Annotated in this window: 24 protein-coding genes; 8 read left to right on the top strand and 16 right to left on the bottom strand. The window is 58.0% G+C overall.

The genetic code is table 11. The features are described 5' to 3' along the window. From NQH49_RS04250 to NQH49_RS04240, 3 genes are read right to left on the bottom strand one after another with little or no spacing between them, the layout of a single operon-like run. Complete coding sequence (locus NQH49_RS04250; protein ID WP_256695700.1) at positions 1 to 543, bottom strand: 1,2-dihydroxy-3-keto-5-methylthiopentene dioxygenase; 543 nt, start codon at positions 541 to 543, stop codon at positions 1 to 3. A gap of 1 nt (position 544) precedes the next feature. After that, on the bottom strand, positions 545 to 1228 hold the full coding sequence (mtnC, locus tag NQH49_RS04245; RefSeq protein WP_256695699.1) for an acireductone synthase: 684 nt from the start codon (positions 1226 to 1228) through the stop codon (positions 545 to 547). Further along, positions 1225 to 1839: a methylthioribulose 1-phosphate dehydratase gene (locus tag NQH49_RS04240; protein ID WP_256695698.1), complete on the bottom strand. Its 615-nt coding sequence runs from the start codon at positions 1837 to 1839 to the stop codon at positions 1225 to 1227. The genes mtnC and NQH49_RS04240 overlap by 4 nt, the downstream gene beginning before the upstream one ends. A gap of 131 nt (positions 1840 to 1970) precedes the next feature. Here NQH49_RS04240 and NQH49_RS04235 point away from each other — a divergent pair, with 131 nt between their 5' ends. The 4 genes from NQH49_RS04235 to NQH49_RS04220 all read left to right on the top strand — a co-directional run bounded on the left by NQH49_RS04235 (position 1971) and on the right by NQH49_RS04220 (position 4746). Then, complete coding sequence (locus NQH49_RS04235; RefSeq protein ID WP_256695697.1) at positions 1971 to 3131, top strand: pyridoxal phosphate-dependent aminotransferase; 1161 nt, start codon at positions 1971 to 1973, stop codon at positions 3129 to 3131. Continuing rightward, positions 3119 to 3889, top strand: a complete 771-nt coding sequence (locus tag NQH49_RS04230) for an amidohydrolase (RefSeq protein WP_256695695.1) — start codon at positions 3119 to 3121, stop codon at positions 3887 to 3889. The genes NQH49_RS04235 and NQH49_RS04230 overlap by 13 nt, the downstream gene beginning before the upstream one ends. A 132-nt stretch (positions 3890 to 4021) precedes the next feature. Next, a complete protein-coding gene (locus tag NQH49_RS04225; RefSeq protein ID WP_256698373.1) occupies positions 4022 to 4333 on the top strand; it encodes a type II toxin-antitoxin system HigB family toxin in 312 nt (103 codons plus the stop codon). Further along, positions 4330 to 4746: a helix-turn-helix domain-containing protein gene (locus NQH49_RS04220; RefSeq protein ID WP_256695694.1), complete on the top strand. Its 417-nt coding sequence runs from the start codon at positions 4330 to 4332 to the stop codon at positions 4744 to 4746. Before NQH49_RS04225 ends, NQH49_RS04220 begins: the two co-directional genes overlap by 4 nt. Before the next feature lie 42 nt (positions 4747 to 4788). Here NQH49_RS04220 and katG read toward each other — a convergent pair whose 3' ends face one another. The 10 genes from katG to hpxU all read right to left on the bottom strand — a co-directional run bounded on the left by katG (position 4789) and on the right by hpxU (position 14332). Next, positions 4789 to 6987, bottom strand: coding sequence for a catalase/peroxidase HPI (gene katG, locus NQH49_RS04215; RefSeq protein ID WP_154195080.1), 2199 nt, complete (start codon positions 6985 to 6987; stop codon positions 4789 to 4791). Positions 6988 to 7129: 142 nt separating this feature from the next. Continuing rightward, complete coding sequence (gene uraH / locus NQH49_RS04210) at positions 7130 to 7465, bottom strand: hydroxyisourate hydrolase (RefSeq protein WP_256695693.1); 336 nt, start codon at positions 7463 to 7465, stop codon at positions 7130 to 7132. Continuing rightward, complete coding sequence (gene uraD, locus NQH49_RS04205; RefSeq protein WP_256695692.1) at positions 7462 to 7956, bottom strand: 2-oxo-4-hydroxy-4-carboxy-5-ureidoimidazoline decarboxylase; 495 nt, start codon at positions 7954 to 7956, stop codon at positions 7462 to 7464. The genes uraH and uraD overlap by 4 nt, the downstream gene beginning before the upstream one ends. Positions 7957 to 7958: 2 nt before the next feature. After that, positions 7959 to 9224, bottom strand: coding sequence for an allantoate amidohydrolase (gene hpxK, locus NQH49_RS04200; RefSeq protein WP_256695691.1), 1266 nt, complete (start codon positions 9222 to 9224; stop codon positions 7959 to 7961). Then, a complete protein-coding gene (locus NQH49_RS04195; RefSeq protein WP_256695690.1) occupies positions 9221 to 10456 on the bottom strand; it encodes a (S)-ureidoglycine--glyoxylate transaminase in 1236 nt (411 codons plus the stop codon). Before NQH49_RS04195 ends, hpxK begins: the two co-directional genes overlap by 4 nt. A gap of 21 nt (positions 10457 to 10477) precedes the next feature. Beyond that, positions 10478 to 11209: an amino acid ABC transporter ATP-binding protein gene (locus NQH49_RS04190; protein ID WP_007887180.1), complete on the bottom strand. Its 732-nt coding sequence runs from the start codon at positions 11207 to 11209 to the stop codon at positions 10478 to 10480. Further along, complete coding sequence (locus NQH49_RS04185; RefSeq protein WP_097097590.1) at positions 11190 to 11846, bottom strand: amino acid ABC transporter permease; 657 nt, start codon at positions 11844 to 11846, stop codon at positions 11190 to 11192. The genes NQH49_RS04190 and NQH49_RS04185 overlap by 20 nt, the downstream gene beginning before the upstream one ends. Beyond that, positions 11846 to 12511: an amino acid ABC transporter permease gene (locus NQH49_RS04180; RefSeq protein WP_061717544.1), complete on the bottom strand. Its 666-nt coding sequence runs from the start codon at positions 12509 to 12511 to the stop codon at positions 11846 to 11848. Before NQH49_RS04180 ends, NQH49_RS04185 begins: the two co-directional genes overlap by 1 nt. A gap of 3 nt (positions 12512 to 12514) precedes the next feature. Continuing rightward, positions 12515 to 13300: a transporter substrate-binding domain-containing protein gene (locus NQH49_RS04175; RefSeq protein ID WP_256695689.1), complete on the bottom strand. Its 786-nt coding sequence runs from the start codon at positions 13298 to 13300 to the stop codon at positions 12515 to 12517. Between the two features lie 192 nt (positions 13301 to 13492). Beyond that, positions 13493 to 14332, bottom strand: coding sequence for a MurR/RpiR family transcriptional regulator HpxU (gene hpxU, locus NQH49_RS04170; RefSeq protein WP_256698372.1), 840 nt, complete (start codon positions 14330 to 14332; stop codon positions 13493 to 13495). Positions 14333 to 14453: 121 nt separating this feature from the next. Here hpxU and NQH49_RS04165 point away from each other — a divergent pair, with 121 nt between their 5' ends. The 4 genes from NQH49_RS04165 to hpxZ are packed head-to-tail and all read left to right on the top strand — an operon-like array spanning position 14454 to position 18018. Then, the gene (locus NQH49_RS04165) at positions 14454 to 16040 is read left to right on the top strand and encodes a gamma-glutamyltransferase family protein (protein WP_256695687.1); all 1587 of its coding nucleotides are present in this window, start codon (positions 14454 to 14456) and stop codon (positions 16038 to 16040) included. 12 nt (positions 16041 to 16052) lie between these two features. After that, positions 16053 to 16238 (top strand): oxalurate catabolism protein HpxX, encoded by a 186-nt coding sequence (gene hpxX / locus NQH49_RS04160; protein WP_256695686.1) that lies wholly within the window; start codon positions 16053 to 16055, stop codon positions 16236 to 16238. Continuing rightward, positions 16235 to 17632, top strand: coding sequence for an AtzE family amidohydrolase (locus NQH49_RS04155; protein WP_256695685.1), 1398 nt, complete (start codon positions 16235 to 16237; stop codon positions 17630 to 17632). Before hpxX ends, NQH49_RS04155 begins: the two co-directional genes overlap by 4 nt. A 2-nt stretch (positions 17633 to 17634) precedes the next feature. After that, positions 17635 to 18018, top strand: coding sequence for an oxalurate catabolism protein HpxZ (gene hpxZ, locus NQH49_RS04150; RefSeq protein WP_008105221.1), 384 nt, complete (start codon positions 17635 to 17637; stop codon positions 18016 to 18018). 108 nt (positions 18019 to 18126) lie between these two features. Here hpxZ and puuE read toward each other — a convergent pair whose 3' ends face one another. The 3 genes from puuE to NQH49_RS04135 are packed head-to-tail and all read right to left on the bottom strand — an operon-like array spanning position 18127 to position 20566. Further along, complete coding sequence (puuE, locus tag NQH49_RS04145) at positions 18127 to 19086, bottom strand: allantoinase PuuE (RefSeq protein ID WP_008105220.1); 960 nt, start codon at positions 19084 to 19086, stop codon at positions 18127 to 18129. 29 nt (positions 19087 to 19115) lie between these two features. Then, complete coding sequence (gene hpxA, locus NQH49_RS04140; RefSeq protein WP_256695684.1) at positions 19116 to 19847, bottom strand: allantoin racemase; 732 nt, start codon at positions 19845 to 19847, stop codon at positions 19116 to 19118. Beyond that, positions 19844 to 20566: a GntR family transcriptional regulator gene (locus NQH49_RS04135; protein ID WP_256695683.1), complete on the bottom strand. Its 723-nt coding sequence runs from the start codon at positions 20564 to 20566 to the stop codon at positions 19844 to 19846. Before NQH49_RS04135 ends, hpxA begins: the two co-directional genes overlap by 4 nt. Between the last annotated feature and the right edge of the window lie 108 nt (positions 20567 to 20674).

Below are 20674 nucleotides of genomic sequence, written 5' to 3'. Positions count from 1 at the left end.
TCACGCTAAGCGCGGATACGCATCGGCAATCTTGTCGCCGGTGAAATTCGCCACCCAACCTTCCTGATTATCGAAAATACGGATCGCGGTAAAGTGCGGCTCAGAACCCATATCAAACCAGTGCGCTGTGCCAGCAGGCACTGAGATCAGATCATTCTTCTCACACAAAATCTGATACACCTCGCCATCCAGATGCAAGCAGAACAGCCCTGAACCTTCAACAAAGAAGCGTACTTCATCTTCGCTATGCGTGTGTTCGTTGAGGAACCTGGTGCGCAGCACCTCTTTCTGCGGATTATCCGCCCGCATGCTCAGCACATCCCAGCTCTGATAACCCTTCTCGGCCACCAGACGATCAATCGCATGTTGATAGGCTTTGATCACCGTCTCTGCATCGGGATTCGCACCCAGATCGCGATCGGCTTCCCAGCGTTCAAAGCGCACGTTTTTCGCGTTGAGACGATCGCGAATCGCCTCGGCATCGGTGCTGTGCCACACCGGTTGATGGGCTTCGGTATCGGTAAAAATGGTCAATGCACTCATGTTAAATCGACTCCGGTTTAATCTGGGAAAAATCGGTGACCTGGTGATGACGACTGGCGTTATCCGCCTCGCCACGAATTAACTGCACGGTATGCCAGCCCGCATCCGCTGCTGCATCCAGCTCCTGATGAATATCTGACAGGAACAGCAATGACGCAGGCGCAAGGCCGATTTTTTCGGCGATATTGCGATACGATTGCGCCTCACGTTTCGCGCCGACGCCGGTATCAAAATAGCCGCTAAACAGCGAGGTTAAATCACCTTCATCGCTGTAGCCAAATAACAGTTTTTGCGCGGCGACCGATCCCGAGGAATAAACATACAGGCCAATCCCCTGCTGCTGCCAGCGCTCAAAAGCCGGCAGAACGTCGGGATAAAGGTAACCGGTAAACTGGCCTTCCACGTAGCCGGCGCGCCAAATCATGCCCTGCAAGGCTTTAAGGCCCGGCGATTTGCGATCCTCATCGATATAATTCGTGAGCGTGGTAATCAGCTCCTCCAGCGAGGCCTGAGGCGCAGCGGACTCTTCACGCACCGCGTTAAGTGCGGCGGCGACGTTTTCATCTGCGTGATATTCCCGCACGTACGCTGCTAAATGCTGGCGCGCATAAGGGAATAACACCTGATGCACAAACTGGATATCGCTAGTGGTGCCTTCAATATCAGTAACAATGGCGCGAATCATTTGGCCTCCAGCAGGCGACGTTGCAGTTCACATTCAAACAGGAATTCCAAACCTTCCAGATGGCGACGCGCTTCGTTCACGTCCTTGCCCCAGCAGGTCAAACCGTGGCCGCGCAGCAGAAAACCATATTGCAGCGGCGTATCGGCGGCAAAAGCTTCGATGCGCTGCGCCAGCGCCGGAATGTCCTGATCGTTATCGAACAAGGGAATAGCGACGGTATTCAGATGCGTCTGCTGCCCGGCCAGCGTTTTCTGCATCTCATAGCCGCTGAGCAGCAATGCATCGCCCTTCTCCACCCGCGACAGCACCGTCGAGTTGACCGTATGCGTATGCAGCACCGCGCCCGCCTGCGGAAAAAGACGATAAATCAAAGTATGCAGGCCGGTTTCCGCCGATGGCGTGCGGCCCGATGGCACCGCGTTGGTGGCGATCTCAACCTGGATAAAATCATCACGTGTCAGGCTGCCTTTATCTTTGCCGGACGCACTCAGCAGACAATACTCCGCGTCCTGCCGCACCGACATATTACCGCCGGTCGCGGGTGCCCAGCCTTTGCCACCAATCCAGTGGCAGGCGGCCACTAAATGTTCCAGTGGAAGAAAATCCGTCATAGCGATATACAGGCTCCGCAGGTTAGTTTAGACGTCTAAGCGTCTCGATTGCCAAATGTTAACATCCTGTTTATAGTGGCAGCAACACAGGGTTTCTCCGCAACGACATTCGCGCTTAAGGCCACAAAACAATGACGCAGCACAACCTGATCCCCGAGAGCAAATTACCGGCGCTCGGCACCACCATCTTTACGCAAATGAGCGCGTTAGCGCAGCAGCACAACGCCATCAACCTTTCGCAAGGCTTCCCCGATTTTGACGGTCCGCGCTATTTGCAGCAGCGCCTGGCGCATCACGTCAGCGAGGGCGCCAACCAATATGCACCGATGATCGGCGTACTGCCACTGCGTGAAGCGATTGTTGAGAAAACCGCTGCGCTTTACGGCCACACGCCTGACGTCAACAGCGACATCACCATCACCGCAGGCGCGACCGAAGCGCTCTACGCCGCAATTACCGCACTGGTGCGTGCCGGTGACGAAGTGATCTGCTTCGACCCAAGCTACGACAGCTACGCGCCTGCCGTGCAATTGGCGGGGGGCGTGTTGAAACGCATCGCCCTGCAGCCACCGGGTTTCCGCGTTGACTGGCACGAATTCCGTAGCCTGCTTAGCAGCAAAACCCGCTTAGTGATTCTGAATACGCCGCACAATCCGTCCGCCACCGTGTGGCGCAAAAGCGATTATGCCGAACTGTGGCAGGCGATTGCTGAGCAGGAAATCTACGTGCTGAGCGACGAAGTGTATGAGCACATCTGTTTCGCCGAAGAGGGCCACGCCAGCGTGTTGGCGCATGCTGAACTGCGTCAGCGTTCGATTGCGGTGTCGTCATTTGGCAAGACCTTCCACATGACCGGCTGGAAAGTGGGTTACTGCATTGCACCGGCGGCGATCAGCGCTGAAATCCGTAAAGTGCATCAGTATCTGACCTTCTCGGTGAACACGCCAGCGCAACTGGCGATTGCCGATATGCTGCGTCAGGAGCCAGAACACTACCGTGAACTACCGGAATTCTACCGGGCGCGCCGCGATCGCTTTATTCAGAAGCTCTCCGCCAGCCGTTTCAAAGTGCTGCCGTGTGAAGGCACTTACTTCCTGCTGGTCGATTACAGCGCGATTTCCGATCTGAATGACGTGAGTTTCTGCCAGCTGCTGACCAAAGAAGTCGGCGTGGCGGCGATTCCGCTGTCGGTGTTCTGCGCCGAACCCTTCCCGCACAAGCTGATTCGTCTGTGCTTTGCCAAACAGGAAGCGACGCTCGACGCCGCTGCGGAGCGCTTATGTCAGCTTTGAAAATTACCGTTCTGCAGGAAACCCTGAGCTGGATGGATGGCGCAGCCAACCTGCGTCATTTCGATGGCGTGCTGAAAGGCATTGAAGGCCGCGACATCATTCTGCTGCCTGAGATGTTCACCACCGGTTTTGCTATGGAAGCCGCCGAAAGTTCGCTGCCGCAGGATGAAGTCGTCGCCTGGCTGCACGCGCACGCGCAAACCAGCAACGCGCTCGTCGGCGGCAGTGCGGCGATCCAGACGGAAAAAGGCGCGGTGAACCGCTTCTTGCTGGTCGAACCGAACGGCACGCTGCATCAATATGACAAACGCCATCTGTTCCGCATGGCCAATGAGCATCAGCACTACGTGGCGGGCGAAAGGCGTGAAGTGTTTGAGTGGCGCGGCTGGCGTATTATGCCGCAAATTTGCTACGACCTGCGCTTCCCGGTGTTTTCGCGTAATCACAACGACTACGATTTGGCGCTGTATGTCGCCAACTGGCCGGCTCCGCGTGCGCTGCACTGGCAGTCGCTGCTGTTAGCCCGTGCGATTGAAAATCAGGCTTACGTTGCCGGTTGCAACCGCGTCGGCAGCGATGGCAATCAACATCAATACAGTGGTGACAGCCGCATTATTTCGCCGCTGGGTGAGATTCTGGTAAGCGGTGAGCCTTTTGCGCGCGCACGTCTTGATGCGGAGTTGTCTCTTGAAGAGCTGCAAGCCTACCGTGAACGCTTCCCGGCATGGCGTGATGCGGATGGGTATACGCTGAAGTAACCTCTTTGCCGCGTGGACGCTGCGCGGCACATTTTCCCCTCTCTTAAAAACCCGCTAAAATTTTGTTTCCTGCTTGGAAACATGGCATTGTTGCGCTACCATGTTTCCATGTTGGAACATGGCGAGGGAATGATGCACGTTATCTCAAGGAAAGTGTTCACAGAAGCGACACGGAGATTTCCAAATGATGCAGCAGCATTGGATGCCACTTACAGAACCTTAAATGGCAACGATTTTGCCGATCCAGATGCGCTCAGAGCCTATTTTCCAAGTCTTGACCGAATGAAATACCGGGCGAAATGGTGGGTGATTAATGTAGGTGGAAATAATCTCAGAGTGATGTTTTTTGCTGATTTTATAGCCCAACGAATCTTCATTAAACATGTTGTAACGCATGCCGAGTATGACAAATGGGTAAAGCATTATCGGGAGAAAAAAGAATGATCGCCGAAGCCATCAAGGCCAGCAACAATTTGATTAAAGTCGTCCCGTTGCTGGGCGGAAGTAACTCGAAAGCTGATTATGAACAGGCGTTAGAACTGGTGGAGTATCTGATTGAACATCAACCTGATCATCCGCTGATTGAAATGCTCACCGATAAAGTGGCGAAATATGAAGATAGTGCACCGGAGTTTGCTGCGTTCAACGCGCGTATCACCGCATTGCCTGGTGGTGTAGCGTTACTGCGAGTGTTAATGGATCAACACAACCTCAACCAGTCATCCTTTGTGAATGAAATTGGTCAGCGTTCTTATGTGAACCGAATTTTGAAAGGAGAACGTTCGTTGACAGACAAACACAAAGCCGCGCTGGCTAAACGCTTTAACCTGCCCTTCGAAGCATTTCGCGAAGATTAAAAGTTTAAGCCGCAGCAGAGAGTCCGCTGCGGCTTTTTTAGATTACAGCTCGAAGCGATCCAGATTCATCACTTTGGTCCATGCGGCGACGAAGTCGGTGACGAACTTCTGCTTCGCATCGCTGCTGGCGTATACCTCGGCCAGCGCACGCAGGATAGCGTTCGATCCAAACACTAAGTCGGCACGTGTGGCGCTGAACTTAACTTCACCATTCAGACGATCGCGACCTTCAAACAGCTCTTCGCTCTCGTCGGTGGCTTTCCACGCGGTGCGCATGTCGAGCAGATTGACGAAGAAGTCATTGCTCAGTACGCCAACGCGATCGGTGAACACGCCGTGCTGGCCGCCGTCGAAGTTAGTGCCGAGAACACGCAGACCACCAATCAGCACCGTCAATTCTGGCGCGCTCAGCGTCAGCTGCTGTGCTTTATCTAACAGCAGTGTTTCGGTTGAAGAACCTTTCGGGCTGCGACGATAGTTGCGGAAACCATCGGCCAGCGGCTGCAGGAAGTTGAATGACTCAACGTCGGTTTGATCCTGACGCGCATCCACACGGCCCGGCGTAAACGGCACTTGCGTTGCCACGCCAGCGGCTGAAGCGGCCAGTTCGATACCCACGCTACCCGCCAGCACAATCACATCTGCCAGCGACGCTTTGCCGGATTCCTGCTGAATCTTCTGCAAGGTTGGCAGCACATCATTGATTACGCTGGCATTCACCGCCCAATCTTTCTGCGGCGCTAATGCCAGACGTGCACCGTTGGCACCGCCACGTTTGTCACCGCCACGGAAGGTTGAAGCTGAAGCCCAGGCCACTGAAACCAGCTGGCTGACGCTCAAACCTGAAGCAGCAATGCGCGCTTTAATCTCGCTGATATCAGCCGGCGTTGGCTGATGAATCGCCTGCGGTAATGGATCCTGCCACAGCAGATCTTCCTTCGGCACTTCCGGACCGATGTAACGCGCTTTTGGTCCCATATCACGGTGCGTTAGTTTGAACCAGGCGCGGGCAAAGGCTTCGTTGAATGCCTGCGGGTCGTTGAGGAAGCGGCGCGAAATCTTGCCAAACTCTTCGTCAAAACGCAGCGTCAGATCGGTAACCAGCATGGTGGGTTTACGTTTTTTCTCCGGATCAAATGGATCCGGGATAATCGCTTCGGCATCAACCGCTTCGAACTGGATCGCGCCCGCCGGGCTGTGCGTCTGTACCCACTCGTATTTGAACAGGTTCTCGAAGAAGTAGTTGCTCCACTGCGTTGGGGTTTGCGTCCACACCACTTCCAGACCCGACGTGATGGCATCTTTACCCACGCCGCTGCCGTAGCTGCTGGTCCAGCCAAGGCCCTGCGCTTCAATCGGTGACTCTTCCGGATCCACGCCGACATGGCTGGCTTCTGCCGCGCCGTGGGTTTTACCCAAGGTATGGCCGCCAGCAATCAGCGCCACGATCTCTTCATCGTTCATGCCCATGTTGCCGAAGGTGGCACGAATCGCTGGCGCCGCTGATTTCGGATCGCCGCTGGCTTCCGGACCTTCCGGGTTGACGTAAATCAGGCCCATTTCGGTGGCACCCAACGGTGCATTGGCGAGCGCTTCTGGATGGCGATGCGCCAGCCATTCGGTTTCGTGGCCCCAGTCTACATCCATATCCGGTTCCCACACGTCTTCACGACCGGCACCAAAGCCGAAGGTGCGGAAGCCGGCGTTTTCCAGCGAGACGTTACCCGCCAGGATATAGAGATCAGCCCAGGAAATTTTCTGACCGTACTTCTGTTTCACCGGCCACAGCAGGCGACGTGCTTTATCGAGGCTGACGTTATCCGGCCACGAGTTCAGCGGCGCAAAACGTTGCTGACCACGACCAGAACCGCCGCGACCATCAATGGTGCGATAAGTACCCGCGCTGTGCCACGCCATGCGAATGAACAGCCCAATATAGCTGCCCCAGTCGGCTGGCCACCAGGATTGCGAATCGGTGAGAAGTGCGCGGATATCGGCTTTTAATGCGGAATAATCCAGCTTGCTGAATTCGTCGCGGTAGTTGAAGTTGTCACTAAGCGGGTTGGAACGGTTGGAGTGTTGGTTTAACAGATCGACGCGTAACATATTGGGCCACCAATCGCGGTTGGATGTCCCGCCACCGGCGCCACGCGCCAGTACACTTTTCTCTTCAGACGCCCCGTGATGAAAGGGGCACTTGCCTGCGGCTGCTGCATTATCGTTATTGTCGTGCGTGCTCATGTTTATCGGCTCCATTGGCTTCATATTGCTTTCTAATATGCGACTAAGATTAGCCGCACTTTCGCCAGGAATATATTTGGATGAACCGAAGGTTTTGATAGTTACTGGCTTTCAAGCGCAGCGCGTGAAGTGGCGCACATTATCAGCTGCCGCGATAAGTCGACCACGACCACGGCGAGATGAGAAACGGCAAATGATAATGGCTGCCTGTGGCGCCAATCACGAAATCAATCTGCGCACTCACATAGAGCGCATCGCGCCCTTCGGCAGCAAAGTAGTCGCCAATCTCCGCCGTCAAACGGTAATGACCCGGCGCCAGCGGTTCGGGCGTCAGATCTTTAATGCGTCCGTCGCTGTCGGTGTTGCCTTCCACCCGCGGCAGCCAGCCTTCCGGGCTGTTCTGCTCGAGCGAAACCGCCACGCCGATCGCCGGTTTGCCCAGCGCGGTATCGAGAATATGCGTCGTAATGGTGCTCATGTGATGCTCTCCTTTAGCCGCAACAGGGTAATTTCGCGCAGCTGCGCCAGCGCTTCACGCTGCTCACTCGCTGCATCGTTGTTAAGCCGACGCTGCAATTCCGCAAGCATCTCTCCGCCGCTGCGCCCTTTGGCGCGAATCAGAAACACCCGGCCAAACCGCTGCTCATAGGTTTGATTGCCCGCCAGCATCGCCAATTGCAGCGCGCCGTTCGCCTGCTGCATCGCCGACTGCTCACTGCGCGACAGCGTGGCTTCTTTATCCGCGCCTGCCACTTTGTCGCCGATGCGCGGATGGGCACTCAGCGCCTGCTCAAGCTCTGCGGCTTGCCAAAACTGCGCCAGACGATCGGCTTGTGCCTGCAAAGCCGCAACGTCGGCATAGGGCCGCGCCGCCACCAGCGCCTGTTGCCATCCGGGAATCGCTACGCAGTGGGCAATCGCCGCCTGCGCGGCTTCGGGTGACAACTGATTAAAACTGACCAAATCCATCTTTATTCCTTAGCGCGTGCAATGTCGCAAACCGCCTGCAGATACGCCTGCACGCCCAGCGCCACATCATCTGTTTGTACCGATTCCGCCGGATGATGGCTGATGCCGCGATGGTTGCGCACAAACAGCATGCCAACCGGCCAGCGCTCGGCGATGGCAATCGCATCGTGTCCCGCGCCGCTTGGCAGCGACAGGCTGCGCCCTTGCACGGTTTCCACCGCGTGGCTCAGCGCCTGCTGCAAGCGCGCATCACAAGCGGTGGCGGCAATCTGGTAATACACGTTGGCGCTGAAGGTTAAGCCGCGACGCAGCGCAATCGCCTGCGCCTGCATCAGCAGCGTGGAGAGCAAACGCTCCAGCGGCTCATCCTGCGGACCGCGCACGTCGAGCGACAGCTGCACTTCGCCAGGGATCACGTTGACCGCGCCCGGCAAGCAGCTCAGCGTGCCGACGGTCGCCACCAGCTGCGGATCGTGCTCCTGCATGGTGTGTTCAATAAACACCATCCACTCGGCGGCGGCGGCCAGCGCATCTTTGCGATGCGTCATCGGCACGGTGCCCGCATGGCCGGCTTCACCGATAAAACTGCAATTCAGACGACGCGCGCCGTTGATCGCTGTCACCACACCCAACGCCAAATCTTCCTGCTCAAGGCACGGACCTTGCTCGATATGCAGTTCCAGATAGGCGGCGATCTCATTGACATCACGCGCCGCATCGAGGATTTTCGCCGCATCGAAACCGACATCCTGCATCGCTTCCGCCACGGTAATCCCGTTACCATCCGGATGCGTCACCCAGCTTTCCGGCCAGCTGCCGGTCAAGCCACGGCTGCCGAGCAGCGTAATGCCGAAGCGCGTGCCCTCTTCGTCGCCGAAGCCGACAATCTCAATCGCCAGCGGCAAACGCTGCTGCCGATCGTGCAGCCACTGCACGGTTTCGATGGCGCTTAACACGCCGAGCATGCCGTCGTAGCGACCGGCGTTACGCACCGTATCCAGATGCGAACCAAGCAGCAGCGCCTGCGCGCCCGGCTGCGCCGCTTCGTAGCGACCGCAAATGTTGCCCACCGCATCCTGCCAGGTCGTCATGCCCGCGGCCTGCATCCATTCGCCGACGCGCGCGTTAGCACGCAGCTGTTCCGGCGACAGATAAACACGCGTCAGGCCATCTTCGCTTTCGCTGATCTCAGCCAGCGCATCACAGCGCGCCATGGCGCGAGCGGCGGCGATCTGCGCCTCGCTGGCGGTCATCAGGCTTTTATTCATGCGCGGCTCCCGTAAAGATCCCACGCCGCCTGCATCGCTGCGCCTTGCGTGGTGCGGAAACCAACATGATTCAGCACCGCTTCAAGCGCGCTTAACGTCATCATCACGCAATCTTTACGCGCGTTATAACCCATGGTGCCAATGCGCCACACTTTGCCGTGCAACGGACCAAACGAAGTACCGATCTCGATACCGAAATCTTCCAGCACCAGTTTGCGCACCTGATCGCCATTCACGCCCTGCGGGATCACCACGCCGAGCACGTTATTCATTTTGTGTTGCAGATCGCCGAAGGTTTCGAGGCCCATGCCCTGAATGCCTTTCAGCAGTGCATCGCCGTGCAGCTTGTGGCGCGCAATACCGTTATCTAATCCTTCCTGCATCATCAGACGCGCACATTCACGCGCGCCAAACAGCGCGGTGGTGGCTTCGGTGTGGTGATTGAGGCGCTCCGGGCCCCAGTAATCCATGATCATGCCGAGATCGAAATAGTTGGAGTAGATCATCTCGTCATCGCCATCCTGATGATCGGCGGTGCGGATGCCCTCTTCCACGCATTTACGTTTGCGGATTACCGCTTCCATCTGCGGGCTCAGCGTGATTGGCGAGGTGCCGGACGGTCCGCCGAGGCACTTCTGCATGCCAGCCGATACCGCATCCAGGTCCCATGCATCGGTTTCCAGCGCATTACCACCGAGTGATGCGGTGGCATCGGTGTAGAACAGCACGCCATATTTCTGGCAGATCGCGCCCAGCTCTTCCAGCGGCTGCAGCATGGTGGTCGAGGTATCGCCCTGCACCGTCAGCAGCAGACGCGGCTGTACTTTTTTGATCGCATCTTCGATTTGATCCGGCGTAAACACTTCGCCCCACGGCACTTCGATGGTGTGCACTTCCGCGCGGCAGCGGCGGGCGATTTCACACAGCAAATGACCAAAACGGCCAAACACCGGCACCAGCACTTTGTCGCCCGGACGGATCGCCGACAGCAGGATCGCTTCGATACCGGCGCGTGAAGTGCCGTCGATCAGCATGGTCCAGCGGTTTTCAGTGCGGAATACGCCACGGTACAGCGCCATCACTTCGTTCATGTAGTGTGTCATCGCCGGATCGTACTGGCCAATCAGCTGGCTCGACATGGCGCGCAGCACGCGCGGATCGGCGTTGATCGGGCCCGGTCCCATCAGCAGACGCTGTGGCGGATTAATTTGCGAAAATTGGCTGATATCCATGTTGTATTCCTTAAAGAAAACTTAGAGGCGGACCGTGGAGATAAATTGCTTCAGCTCCGCGGTTTGCGGATTGGCGAACAGCGTTTTGCTGTCGCCCTGCTCCCAGACGCGCCCCTGATGCATAAAGACCACGCGATCGCCCACGTCGCGGGCGAAGTTCATTTCATGGGTGACGAGAATCAGCGTCATGCCTTCGGCGGCCAGCTGCTCCAGCACTTTCAGCACTTCGCCGACCAGCTCGGGATCGAGCGCGGAGGTGATCTCATCACAGAGTAAAACTTTGGGCTGCATTGCCAGCGCACGGGCAATCGCCACGCGCTGCTGCTGACCGCCAGACAAATTGGCCGGGTAGTAATTGATGCGCTCACCGAGGCCGACTTTCTCCAGCATCTGCGTTGCCAGCTCACGGCATTCAGCTTCGCTTTTCTTCAGCACGCGGCGCGGCGCCAGCATCACGTTTTCCAGCGCCGTCATGTGCGGGAACAGATTGAAGTTCTGGAACACCATGCCGACCGAACGGCTGATTTCACGCGCCTGCGATTCGCGGTCGGTAATCGTCATGCCGCCGAGTTTGATGCTGCCTTCCTGATAGCCTTCCAGCCCGTTCATGCAGCGCAGCAAGGTGCTTTTGCCCGATCCGCTGCGGCCGATAATCGAGATCACTTCGCCGTGATCGACATCGAGATCGACACCTTTCAAGACGTGGTTGTCGCCGTAGTACTTCTGTACCTGATTAATGGTGATGAGCGGCATTGAATTTTTTCTCCAGGTACTGGCTGTAACGCGACAGCGGATAACACATCAGGAAGTAACCGAGCGCCACCAGGCCAAACACCTTGAACGGCTCATACGTCACGTTATTCAAAATGGTGCCGGCTTTGGTGAGCTCGACGAAACCGATAATCGAAGCCAGCGCGGTGCCTTTAATCACCTGCACGGCAAACCCAACCGTCGGCGCGATCGCGATGCGAATCGCCTGCGGCGCCACCACGCGAAACAGCGTTTGACCAAAGGTCAGGCCGAGACAGCGCGACGCTTCCCACTGCCCTTTTGGCAGGGCGCGAATACTGCCGTACCAGATATCCACCAGAAACGCGCTGGTGTAGAGCGTTAAGGCCAGCGAGGCGGCGGTCCATGGCGCCACATCGATGCCGAACAAGCCGACGCCGAAGAAGGCGAGGAACAGCTGCATCAGCAGCGGCGTGCCCTGAAACAGCTCGGTGTACGCGCGCACCAGGCGCATCGGCCATTTGCGTTTCAACAGGCGCATAAACAGCAGCGGTAAAGTCACCAGCGTGCCGCCAAAAAACGCCACCAGCGAGAGTAAAATTGTCCAGCGCGCTGCCAGCAGCAGGTTGCGCAGGATGTCCCAGTCGGTAAATTGCGTCATCATGCCGGCTGCGCTCCCAACCATTTACGTCCCAGCGCCAGCAGCAGTTGGCGCATGGCGATCGACAACGCCAGATAGATCAGCGTGGTCACGAAATAAACTTCAAAACTCAAAAAGGTGCGCGACTGAATCAGGTTGGCGGCAAAGGTCAACTCTTCGTACGACACCTGCGACACCACCGATGAACCCAGCATCACAATGATGCATTGGCTGACCAGCGCCGGATAAATGCGCTGCAGCGACGGCGGCAGCACCACGCGGATAAAGGTTTGCGTGCGGGTCAATCCCAGCACGCGCCCCGCTTCCCACTGGCCGCGCGGCGTCACCTGAATCCCGGCGCGAATAATTTCGGTGCTGTACGCGCCAAGGTTAATCAACATCGCCAGCAGCGCCGCTTCGCCCGCCGTTAGTTTCAGACCCAGATTGGGCAAACCAAAGACGATAAAAAACAGCTGCACCACAAACGGCGTATTACGGATCAGCTCGACATACAGGCCCCAGATGCGGCTCGCCCAGCTCGGTTTACCGCTGCGCAGCGCCGCGCCGAGAATCCCGAGGCTGACGCCGCCCACGGTGGCGAGCACGGTGATCTGAATCGTGACCCACAGTCCGGCCAGCAACTCTGGCCAGTGCGGCCAGAGATCGGCAAAGTTAAGTTGCGCCATGCTTTATGCGCCGAGGTTGGCTGGCAACGGCGCTTTCAGCCACTCTTCCGACAGCTTGTTCAGCGTGCCGTCTTTGATGCCCTGCTCAATCAGCGCATTCACTTTCTCTTTCAGCGCTGGCTCATCTTTTTTCAGGCCGATGTAGCACGGTGAATCTTTCAGCATGAACTGGGCAACCGGTGCTTTCGCGGCGTTCTGACGCGCAATGGCGGCGACAACCAGGTTACCGGTGGCAACGTACTGCACTTGTCCCGACAGATAAGCCGACAGAGTGGTGTTGTTATCTTCATAACGCTTCACCTGGGCATCTTTCGGCGCGGTATCGCTTAACACCATGTCTTCTACCGCACCGCGCGTGACGCCGATGGATTTGCCGCTCAGCGCTGCCGCATCTTTCAGGGTTTCACCTTTCGGGCCAAATACGCCAAGGAAGAACGGCGCATACGCTTGGGTAAAATCGATCACTTTTTCGCGCTCGGCGTTCTTGCCCATGCTGGAGATCACCAGATCGACTTTATCGGTCTGCAGATACGGCACGCGGTTGGCGCTGGAAACCGGCACCAGCTGCAACTTCAGTTTCATCTGTTTGGCGAGATACTTCGCCATGTCGATATCGTAGCCCTGCGGTTGCAGGTCAGTACCCACGGAACCGAACGGCGGGAAATCCTGTGGAACCGCCACGCGGATCACGCCGCGCTTCTGGATATCCTGCAGCTGATCGGCCATCGCACTTCCGACCTGCGCCATCAGCAATGCCGCGCTCGCTACCGCTAATAATACTTTTTTCATTATGCACCCCGGTGAGTTTACGTGAAACAAAAGATTCTTAGTGAATCATTCTGCAACTAATGTGCCAACCGCAGTGCCGGGAGAAGAAAGGGAAAAAAACGTGGATTTACCGCGTCGCAGGCAGCAAAAACGGGCATCGCGCCCGTTAGAATTAACGATCAAAAACAGTGCATTGCACCATGATGGCGCCCGTTATCGGTGTTCCAGCTCGTCGAGATGTTGATAAAGATCGGCAATTTGATGGATGCGCTGACGGCCCTGCGACAACATTTCATGCAGCAACGCATTCGCCAGCAGGTTAACCAGACTCATGGCGGAGGCGTAGCTATCAAAGGCGGAAACGCTGTCGAGCGGTGCGCAAAGCTGCCAGCGCGCCAGCGTGATAATGCCCTGCGCCTGCGGCTCACACAGCGCCAGCACGGGAATGTTGTTCTGCTGCAGTTGCTGCATCAGCGGACGAATGATGCGTGGTCGGCGGCGAAACGCCATCACCACCACGATATCGTCGGGCGTGATATCCACTAGCTCTTCGCCCAGCGTCTGACCCGGCTGCGGCAGCACATGCACCTGTGGACGCGCCTGCATCAGCTGCTGACGCAGGTGCAGCGCCACCGGATAGGCGTTACGCATGCCGATGATAAACACCCGTTTTGCCGCGCCCAGCGCGCTAATCACCTCGCCAAACTGTTGCGGATCGATGCTGTTAACCCACTGCGTCAGATTGGCCATCTCCTGCTTATAATGCCGCGACAGCAAGGTGTTGCCCTGCACCGCATCGCGGTTGTCGGTAAGCGGCATGCCGCTCTGGCGCAGGATGCGCAGCTCATCGCGCATATCCTTGTACTTCTCGTAACCGAGACGCTTGAACAAACGGCTAACCGTCGCCTTCGACACGCCACTCAGTCGCGCCAGCTCGGCGCTGTTGTAGCTGATCAGGTCATCAAAATGGTCAAACACGAAGTCGGCAATGCGCTGCTCCTGCGGCGACAGTTGCGGATAGTGACTACGAAGGCGTTCATCAAGTTGTTTCATCATCGGTCCTGTAACTTTCGTTTCATCACAAGCTAGCATAAATCGATCCAGATTGATGTCCGTTCAAAACTGGAACAGCTCTTGCTTCCCATTAACCACGTACCCAGAAAAAGAGTTCTTTATGATACAGAGCAACATGGCGCCGTTAGGCATGGCCGTTACGCCGCACCATCTCGCCAGCGAAAGCGCCTTAGCGGTGCTGCGCGAAGGCGGCAATGCGCTGGAAGCGATGGTGGCCGCCGCTGCCACCATCGCCGTGGTTTACCCGCACATGAACGGTTTGGGCGGCGACGGCTTCTGGCTGGTGGTGCCGCCCAACGGCGATCCCATCGCCATTGACGCCAGCGGCGCAGCCGGTTCGCTGGCACATCTTGATTTCTACCATGGCGAAACGCAGATTCCGCATCGCGGCCCCAAAGCCGCCTTAACCGTGGCGGGTACCGTGAGCGGTTGGCAGGAAGCGTTGACGCTGGCGCAGGAACTCGGCGCTACGCCGCTGCCATTAACCCGCTTGCTGCGCGATGCGATTCGCTATGCCGCCGACGGGATTCCGGTCACCGCCTCGCAGGCCGCCGCTACCGCCGCCAAACAGCACGAGTTGCAGCATCAACCCGGTTTTGCCGCCACCTTTTTACCGGACGGCAGCGTGCCAATTGCAGGCAGCCGCTTCACCCAACCGGCGCTGGCGAACACGCTCAGCATGCTGTGCGATTACGGACTCGAGAGTTTTTATCGCGGTGAACTGGCGCACCATCTGGCGCGCGAAATGAGCGCGCTGGGGATGCCAATTACGCTGGAAGATTTGCAGACGCATAAAGCGCGCCGCTGCACGCCGCTGCATCTGGCGCACAGTGAAGGCGATATCTGGAACATGACGCCACCAACGCAGGGTTTGGTGTCGCTGGCGATCCTCGGCATTACCGATCGACTTAACATGGCTGACGCCAATGAAGCACAAACCGTGCACCGCATCGTCGAAGCCACCAAAAAAGCCTTTGCGCTGCGCGACAAGCACATCACCGATCCGCGCCACATCGACATTGATGTGCAGAGCCTGCTGGATGCTGAACATCTCAGCACGCTGGCGGCGCAGGTGGATGATCACAAAGCCGCTGCGTGGGGCACAGGACGCGGACCGGGCGATACCGTGTGGATGGGCGTGATGGACAGCAGCGGGCTGGCCGTTTCGTTTATCCAGAGCGTCTATCACGAATTCGGCAGCGGCGTGGTGCTGCCTGGCACCGGCATCACCTGGCAAAACCGCGGTGCGGCTTTCAGCCTGCAACCCGACCATTTGCTGGCGCTGCAGCCGGGCAAACAGCCGTTCCACACGCTTAATCCCGCCGCCGCGCGCCTCAAAGATGGTCGCACCATGGTGTACGGTTCGATGGGCGGCGACGGTCAACCACAAACCCAGGCAGCGATATTCACCCGTCACGTGATTCAGGGGCGTCCGCTGCAACAGGCGGTGAGCGCACCGCGCTGGCTGCTGGGTCGCACGTGGGGACAATCATCCGATTCGCTTAAGCTCGAAGCGCGCATCGCACCGGAAACGGTGCAGCAGCTGCGCGCACTCGGCCATGAGGTTGAACTGCTGCCCGATTTCAGTGAAGTGGTCGGCCATGCAGGCGCGATCGTCAGACACAACAACGGCATGCTGGAAGGCGCGTTCGATCCGCGCAGCAACGGCAGCGCCGCCGGTTTCTAACGGAGATTATTGATGAGTTCACAACCGGACTGGGCCACCTATATCGCCCAAATGGAGCAGATTCTGGCGCTGGAGCTGGATGATGCGCGTCGCGCCGAGCTGCTGACGCAGTTCAACCTTATCGCCGCGATGGCCCAGCCGCTGATGGCGCTGCCGCTCGACGATCGGCTGGAAGTGGCGGGAGTCTTTCATCCATGAAACTGTCGTCTTTATCGATTAACGCGTTGCAGCAGGCGCTGGGCCAGGGCGAGATCAGCGCCCGCGATATCGCGCAACATACGCTGGCGGCGATTGAACAACATAATCCGGCGATCAACGCCTGGACCGAAGTCACCGGTCAGCGCATGCTGCGCGAAGCCGATCAAATCGATCAGCAGCGCCAGCGCGGCGAAACCTTGCCGCCGTTGGCCGGCATCCCTTACGCGGTGAAAAACCTGTTTGATGTCGCTGGACACAGCACCTTAGCCGGAGCCAGCCTGTTCAGCGAACGCGCGGCGGCCCGCGAGGATGCGTGGGCGGTGAGCAAACTGAGCCAGTCTGGCGCGCTGCTCTCCGGCATGCTGAATATGGACGCCTACGCGTACGGCTTTACCACCGAAAACACCCATTACGGCGCGACGCACAATCCGCGCGATTTAACCCGCGTGGCGGGCGGATCGTCCGGCGGTTCGGCAGCGGCGGTGGCGGCGGGTTTGGTGCACTTCTCGCTCGGCACCGACACCAACGGCTCAATCCGCGTGCCGGCTTCGCTGTGCGGCATCTTCGGTCTGAAACCGACCTTTGGCCGCCTGTCGCGAAGCGGCAGCCATCCGTTTGTCGCCAGCCTCGATCACATCGGCCCATTCGCCCGTTCGGTTGAAGATTTGAGCCTGGTGTACGACACCTTGCAAGGTGCCGATGCCAGCGATGCCTTCCAGGCCGCGCAGCCCGTTGCGCCAGTCAGCATGGGACTAAGCAAGGGCGCAGAAGGCGTGCGCAGCGCGGTACTCGGCGGCTTCTTCTCAACCTGGTGCAGCGGTGACGCGCGTGCCGCCGTGGCCGTTGCGGCTAAGGCGCTGCAGGCCATCGACGAAGTAACCTTACCGAATGCAGAGATCGCCCGTTCGGCGGCCTTTATCATGACCGCCGCAGAAGGCGGAAATCACTACTTGCCGATGCTGCGCACGCAGCCCGAGCAGTTCGAGCCCAACTCGCGTGAACGCTTGCTGGCCGGTGCGATGCTGCCCTCGGCGTGGTACGTGCAGGCGCAGCGTTTCCGCCGTCACTTCCAGCAGCAGGTGCTGCCGCTGTTTGAGCAGTTCGAAGTGCTGATTGCGCCCGCCACGCCCTGCACCGCCACCACCATCGGCCAGGAAACCATTCACATCAACGGCCAGCATTTACCGACACGCGCCAGCATGGGCATGCTGACCCAGCCGATTTCGTTCCTCGGCTTACCGGTCTGCACCGTGCCGCTGCAAACCACCAGCGGCTTGCCGATTGGTTTACAGCTGATCGCCGCACCGTTCAAAGAACATCTGGCACTGCGCGCCGCCTGGGCGCTGCAACAGCAAGGGCTGACACTGCCACAAACCACCTTAATGGACGCCTGAAGATGACACCTGAACATATCGATCGCCCGGCAGTGCTCGCCGAAGTTACCGCCGCCTTTTACCGCTACGAGCAGGCGCTGATCAGCAATGACGTTGAAGTGCTGGATGAACTGTTCTGGCACGACAAACGCACCGTGCGTTTGGGCGCGGGCGAGAATCTGTATGGCATTGATGAGATTCGCGCTTTTCGCGCGGCGCGTCCGTCGAAAGGGTTGGAGCGCGAGTTACGTAATACGGTGATTACCACTTTTGGCGATGACTATGCGGTGTGCAGCACCGAGTTTACGCGTGAAGGTGTCGAGAAGATTGGACGCCAGCAGCAGACATGGGTGCGATTGCCGTGCGGCTGGCGGATTGTCGCGGCGCAGGTGAGTTTGATGAGTTAAGTTGGGTGCGGTTTGTCCCTCACCCTAGCCCTCTCCCGCAGGCGGGAGAGGGAATGATTAGGTGGTGCGATTTGTTGAATCGGGGCGGGAGAAGGTTGGGATGAGGGGCTAAGCGCTCGGTGCCGGATGCGTTTCGATCCAGTGATCGGCGATCTGCTGCCGCGTACACACCCACACATCTTCATGCTGCTGAATGTGATCGAGGAAGCGCTGCAAGCCACGGAATTTTCCCGGACGTCCCAGCAAACGACAGTGCATGCCAATCGACATCATCTTCGGTGCGGTTTCGCCCTCTTCGTACAGCACATCAAAGGTGTCGCGCAGATAGGTAAAGAACTGCTCCGCCGTGTTGAAGCCCTGCGGCGAGGCGAAGCGCATGTCGTTGCACTCCAGCGTGTAAGGGATGATGAGATGCGGTTTGACCGTGCCGTCCTGACAAGTGACCTGCGTCCAGAACGGTAAATCGTCGCCGTAATAGTCGCTGTCATAGCTAAAGCCGCCCTGCTCAACCACCAAACGTCGGGTGTTTGGGCTGTCGCGGCCGGTGTACCAGCCGGTTGGCGCTTTGCCGAACAGATCGGTTAACACGTCCACCGCCTGTTGCATGTGCTGGCGCTCGGTTTTGGCATCCATCGCCTGATAGTGGATCCAGCGCCAGCCGTGACTCACCACGTCATAATCCGCCGCTTTAATCGCTTCGACGATCTCCGGATGCCGCGCCAGCGCCATCGCCACGCCAAATACCGTTAGCGGCAAACCGCGCTTTTGAAACTCATTGTGAATACGCCAGAAACCGGCACGCGAGCCGTATTCATACAGCGAATCCATCGACATATGACGATCGGCGTAGCTGGCCGCACCGATAATATCGGAAAGAAACTGCTCGGAACCGGCGTCGCCATGCAACACGTTGTTCTCGGCACCCTCTTCGTAATTAAGAACAAACTGCACCGCGACGCGCGCTTTGCCCGGCCACTGCGCATGCGGCGGGTTGCCGGCATAGCCGATCAGATCGCGTGGATAGTTTTTGTTGAAGCTGTACTCTTTCTTTCCAGATACATCATTCATTCTGTAAGTTCCTGTCGCTCAACCAGTGGTTAGTTTAGGTGCTGAAAGGCTCCGCTGAGCGGTTTTTCGAGGGGATAATCGAGATCGCCGTGCTTGCTGGTGCCAAAGCCTAACGCCACCAGCGACTCCACCATTTTTACTGCGGCGCTGACGCCGTCGATCACCGGCATGCCCAGCTCTTTGGTGAGATCCTGCGCCAGCGTGGCCATGCCGCCGCAGCCCAATACAATCGCACCGCTGCCATCTTCGCGTTTGGCCTGCATGCAGCGCTGACGGACTTTCTCCTGCGCCACGCCGCTGCCGTCTTCCAGCGCCAGCACCGGCAGATCGATGGCGTGCAGCGCAGCACAATGGTGAGTGAAGCCATATTGCTGCAGCAGATGGCGCGCTATCACCAGCGTACGCGGCAAGGTGGTGACAATCGAAAAGCGCGTCGCCATCAGCGTGGCGGTGTGCATGGCCGCTTCCGCGATGCCAATCACCGGTCCGCTCGCCAGTTCACGCGCCGCCAGCAATCCCGGATCGCCGAAGCAGGCAATGATATGACCGCTCACGCCTTGCGCTTTGCCGCGCTTCACCTGCTCCAGCACACCAATTGCCGCGATGGCTTCATCAAAATGGCCTTCAATCGACTCCACACCGTGCGTTGGACACACCGCCAGAATCTCGGTGCCCGGTGCGGCGACGGCGCGCGCGGCGGCGCCAATGGTTTCCGTCATCGCTAAGCTGGTGTTGGGATTGATAACCTGAATCAGGCTCATGATGCCGCTCCTTTGTTACCGCCAAATAATCGGGTGAAATCAGGCAAGGTTTCGCCGCTGCGCTCAAAGTGCAGGCTGGCAACAATGTGTTCGAAGTGATGCTGCAGCGCCGCCGTCAGCGCCGGCAGATCTTTTTGCCGCAGCAGATCCACCAGCCGATCGTGATGATCGCAACGGCAGCCGCGCTGCCACGGTGCACCGTAAGCGGCAATGACCAGCGACGAACGCTGCGTCAGGCGCGTCACCATATCGGTGAGCACTTCGTTTCCGGAGATCGCCTGCAGCTGAATATGAAAAGCGGCCGAGAGACGAATCGCGGCGGCACCATCGTGCTGGTCGTGTGCTTGCTGCTCTTCTTCAATTAGCACGCCGAGTGCCGCTAAGTGTGGCGCCTGCACGTGGCTCAGCACCGCCGGCAGATTGGCGCACTCTAATAAACTGCGGGTGGCAAAGATGTCGCGGGCTTCATCAACGCCCGGCGTCGCCACCTGTGCACCACGTCGGGGCGACAAGGTGATCATTTGCACCGCGGCGAGGCGTTGCAGCACCTTGCGGATGCCGGTGCGGCTCACGCCGAAGACCTCTGATAACGCTTCTTCCGGCAATTTACTGCCCGGCGGCAACTGATGCTCAACGATGGCGGTCAGCAGCGCCTGATAGATAGGTTCATCGCGATCGTTCAGATCGGCAGCCGTTTTCTGGCCTGTTTCACTCTTCATTACCTGCTCCGGTAAGTGACTGGGTGTTGCACATCGTATACGTGAAATTAAATTTTTGTATACAAGAAATCAATTCTGGCCTGGATCCTGCAATACCGTTTCACGCTG

The sequence above is a fragment of the Pantoea trifolii genome (assembly GCF_024506435.1).
Taxonomy (GTDB): Bacteria; Pseudomonadota; Gammaproteobacteria; order Enterobacterales; family Enterobacteriaceae; genus Pantoea; species Pantoea trifolii.
This window is presented reverse-complemented; position numbering and strand designations above follow the sequence as displayed.

Coding starts and splice junctions, on each gene's coding strand:
- hpxA (WP_256695684.1), bottom strand. CDS start 19,847: ATGAGCCTGATTCAGGTTATCAATCCCAACACCAGCTTAGCGATGACG.
- NQH49_RS04180 (WP_061717544.1), bottom strand. CDS start 12,511: ATGGCGCAACTTAACTTTGCCGATCTCTGGCCGCACTGGCCAGAGTTG.
- mtnC (WP_256695699.1), bottom strand. CDS start 1,228: ATGATTCGCGCCATTGTTACTGATATTGAAGGCACCACTAGCGATATC.
- NQH49_RS04230 (WP_256695695.1), top strand. CDS start 3,119: ATGTCAGCTTTGAAAATTACCGTTCTGCAGGAAACCCTGAGCTGGATG.
- NQH49_RS04165 (WP_256695687.1), top strand. CDS start 14,454: ATGATACAGAGCAACATGGCGCCGTTAGGCATGGCCGTTACGCCGCAC.
- NQH49_RS04250 (WP_256695700.1), bottom strand. CDS start 543: ATGAGTGCATTGACCATTTTTACCGATACCGAAGCCCATCAACCGGTG.
- NQH49_RS04175 (WP_256695689.1), bottom strand. CDS start 13,300: ATGAAAAAAGTATTATTAGCGGTAGCGAGCGCGGCATTGCTGATGGCG.
- katG (WP_154195080.1), bottom strand. CDS start 6,987: ATGAGCACGCACGACAATAACGATAATGCAGCAGCCGCAGGCAAGTGC.
- NQH49_RS04190 (WP_007887180.1), bottom strand. CDS start 11,209: ATGCCGCTCATCACCATTAATCAGGTACAGAAGTACTACGGCGACAAC.
- NQH49_RS04225 (WP_256698373.1), top strand. CDS start 4,022: ATGCACGTTATCTCAAGGAAAGTGTTCACAGAAGCGACACGGAGATTT.
- puuE (WP_008105220.1), bottom strand. CDS start 19,086: ATGAATGATGTATCTGGAAAGAAAGAGTACAGCTTCAACAAAAACTAT.
- uraD (WP_256695692.1), bottom strand. CDS start 7,956: ATGGATTTGGTCAGTTTTAATCAGTTGTCACCCGAAGCCGCGCAGGCG.
- hpxK (WP_256695691.1), bottom strand. CDS start 9,224: ATGAATAAAAGCCTGATGACCGCCAGCGAGGCGCAGATCGCCGCCGCT.
- NQH49_RS04185 (WP_097097590.1), bottom strand. CDS start 11,846: ATGACGCAATTTACCGACTGGGACATCCTGCGCAACCTGCTGCTGGCA.
- NQH49_RS04195 (WP_256695690.1), bottom strand. CDS start 10,456: ATGGATATCAGCCAATTTTCGCAAATTAATCCGCCACAGCGTCTGCTG.
- hpxU (WP_256698372.1), bottom strand. CDS start 14,332: ATGAAACAACTTGATGAACGCCTTCGTAGTCACTATCCGCAACTGTCG.
- uraH (WP_256695693.1), bottom strand. CDS start 7,465: ATGAGCACCATTACGACGCATATTCTCGATACCGCGCTGGGCAAACCG.
- NQH49_RS04135 (WP_256695683.1), bottom strand. CDS start 20,566: ATGAAGAGTGAAACAGGCCAGAAAACGGCTGCCGATCTGAACGATCGC.
- NQH49_RS04235 (WP_256695697.1), top strand. CDS start 1,971: ATGACGCAGCACAACCTGATCCCCGAGAGCAAATTACCGGCGCTCGGC.
- NQH49_RS04155 (WP_256695685.1), top strand. CDS start 16,235: ATGAAACTGTCGTCTTTATCGATTAACGCGTTGCAGCAGGCGCTGGGC.
- NQH49_RS04240 (WP_256695698.1), bottom strand. CDS start 1,839: ATGACGGATTTTCTTCCACTGGAACATTTAGTGGCCGCCTGCCACTGG.
- hpxZ (WP_008105221.1), top strand. CDS start 17,635: ATGACACCTGAACATATCGATCGCCCGGCAGTGCTCGCCGAAGTTACC.
- hpxX (WP_256695686.1), top strand. CDS start 16,053: ATGAGTTCACAACCGGACTGGGCCACCTATATCGCCCAAATGGAGCAG.
- NQH49_RS04220 (WP_256695694.1), top strand. CDS start 4,330: ATGATCGCCGAAGCCATCAAGGCCAGCAACAATTTGATTAAAGTCGTC.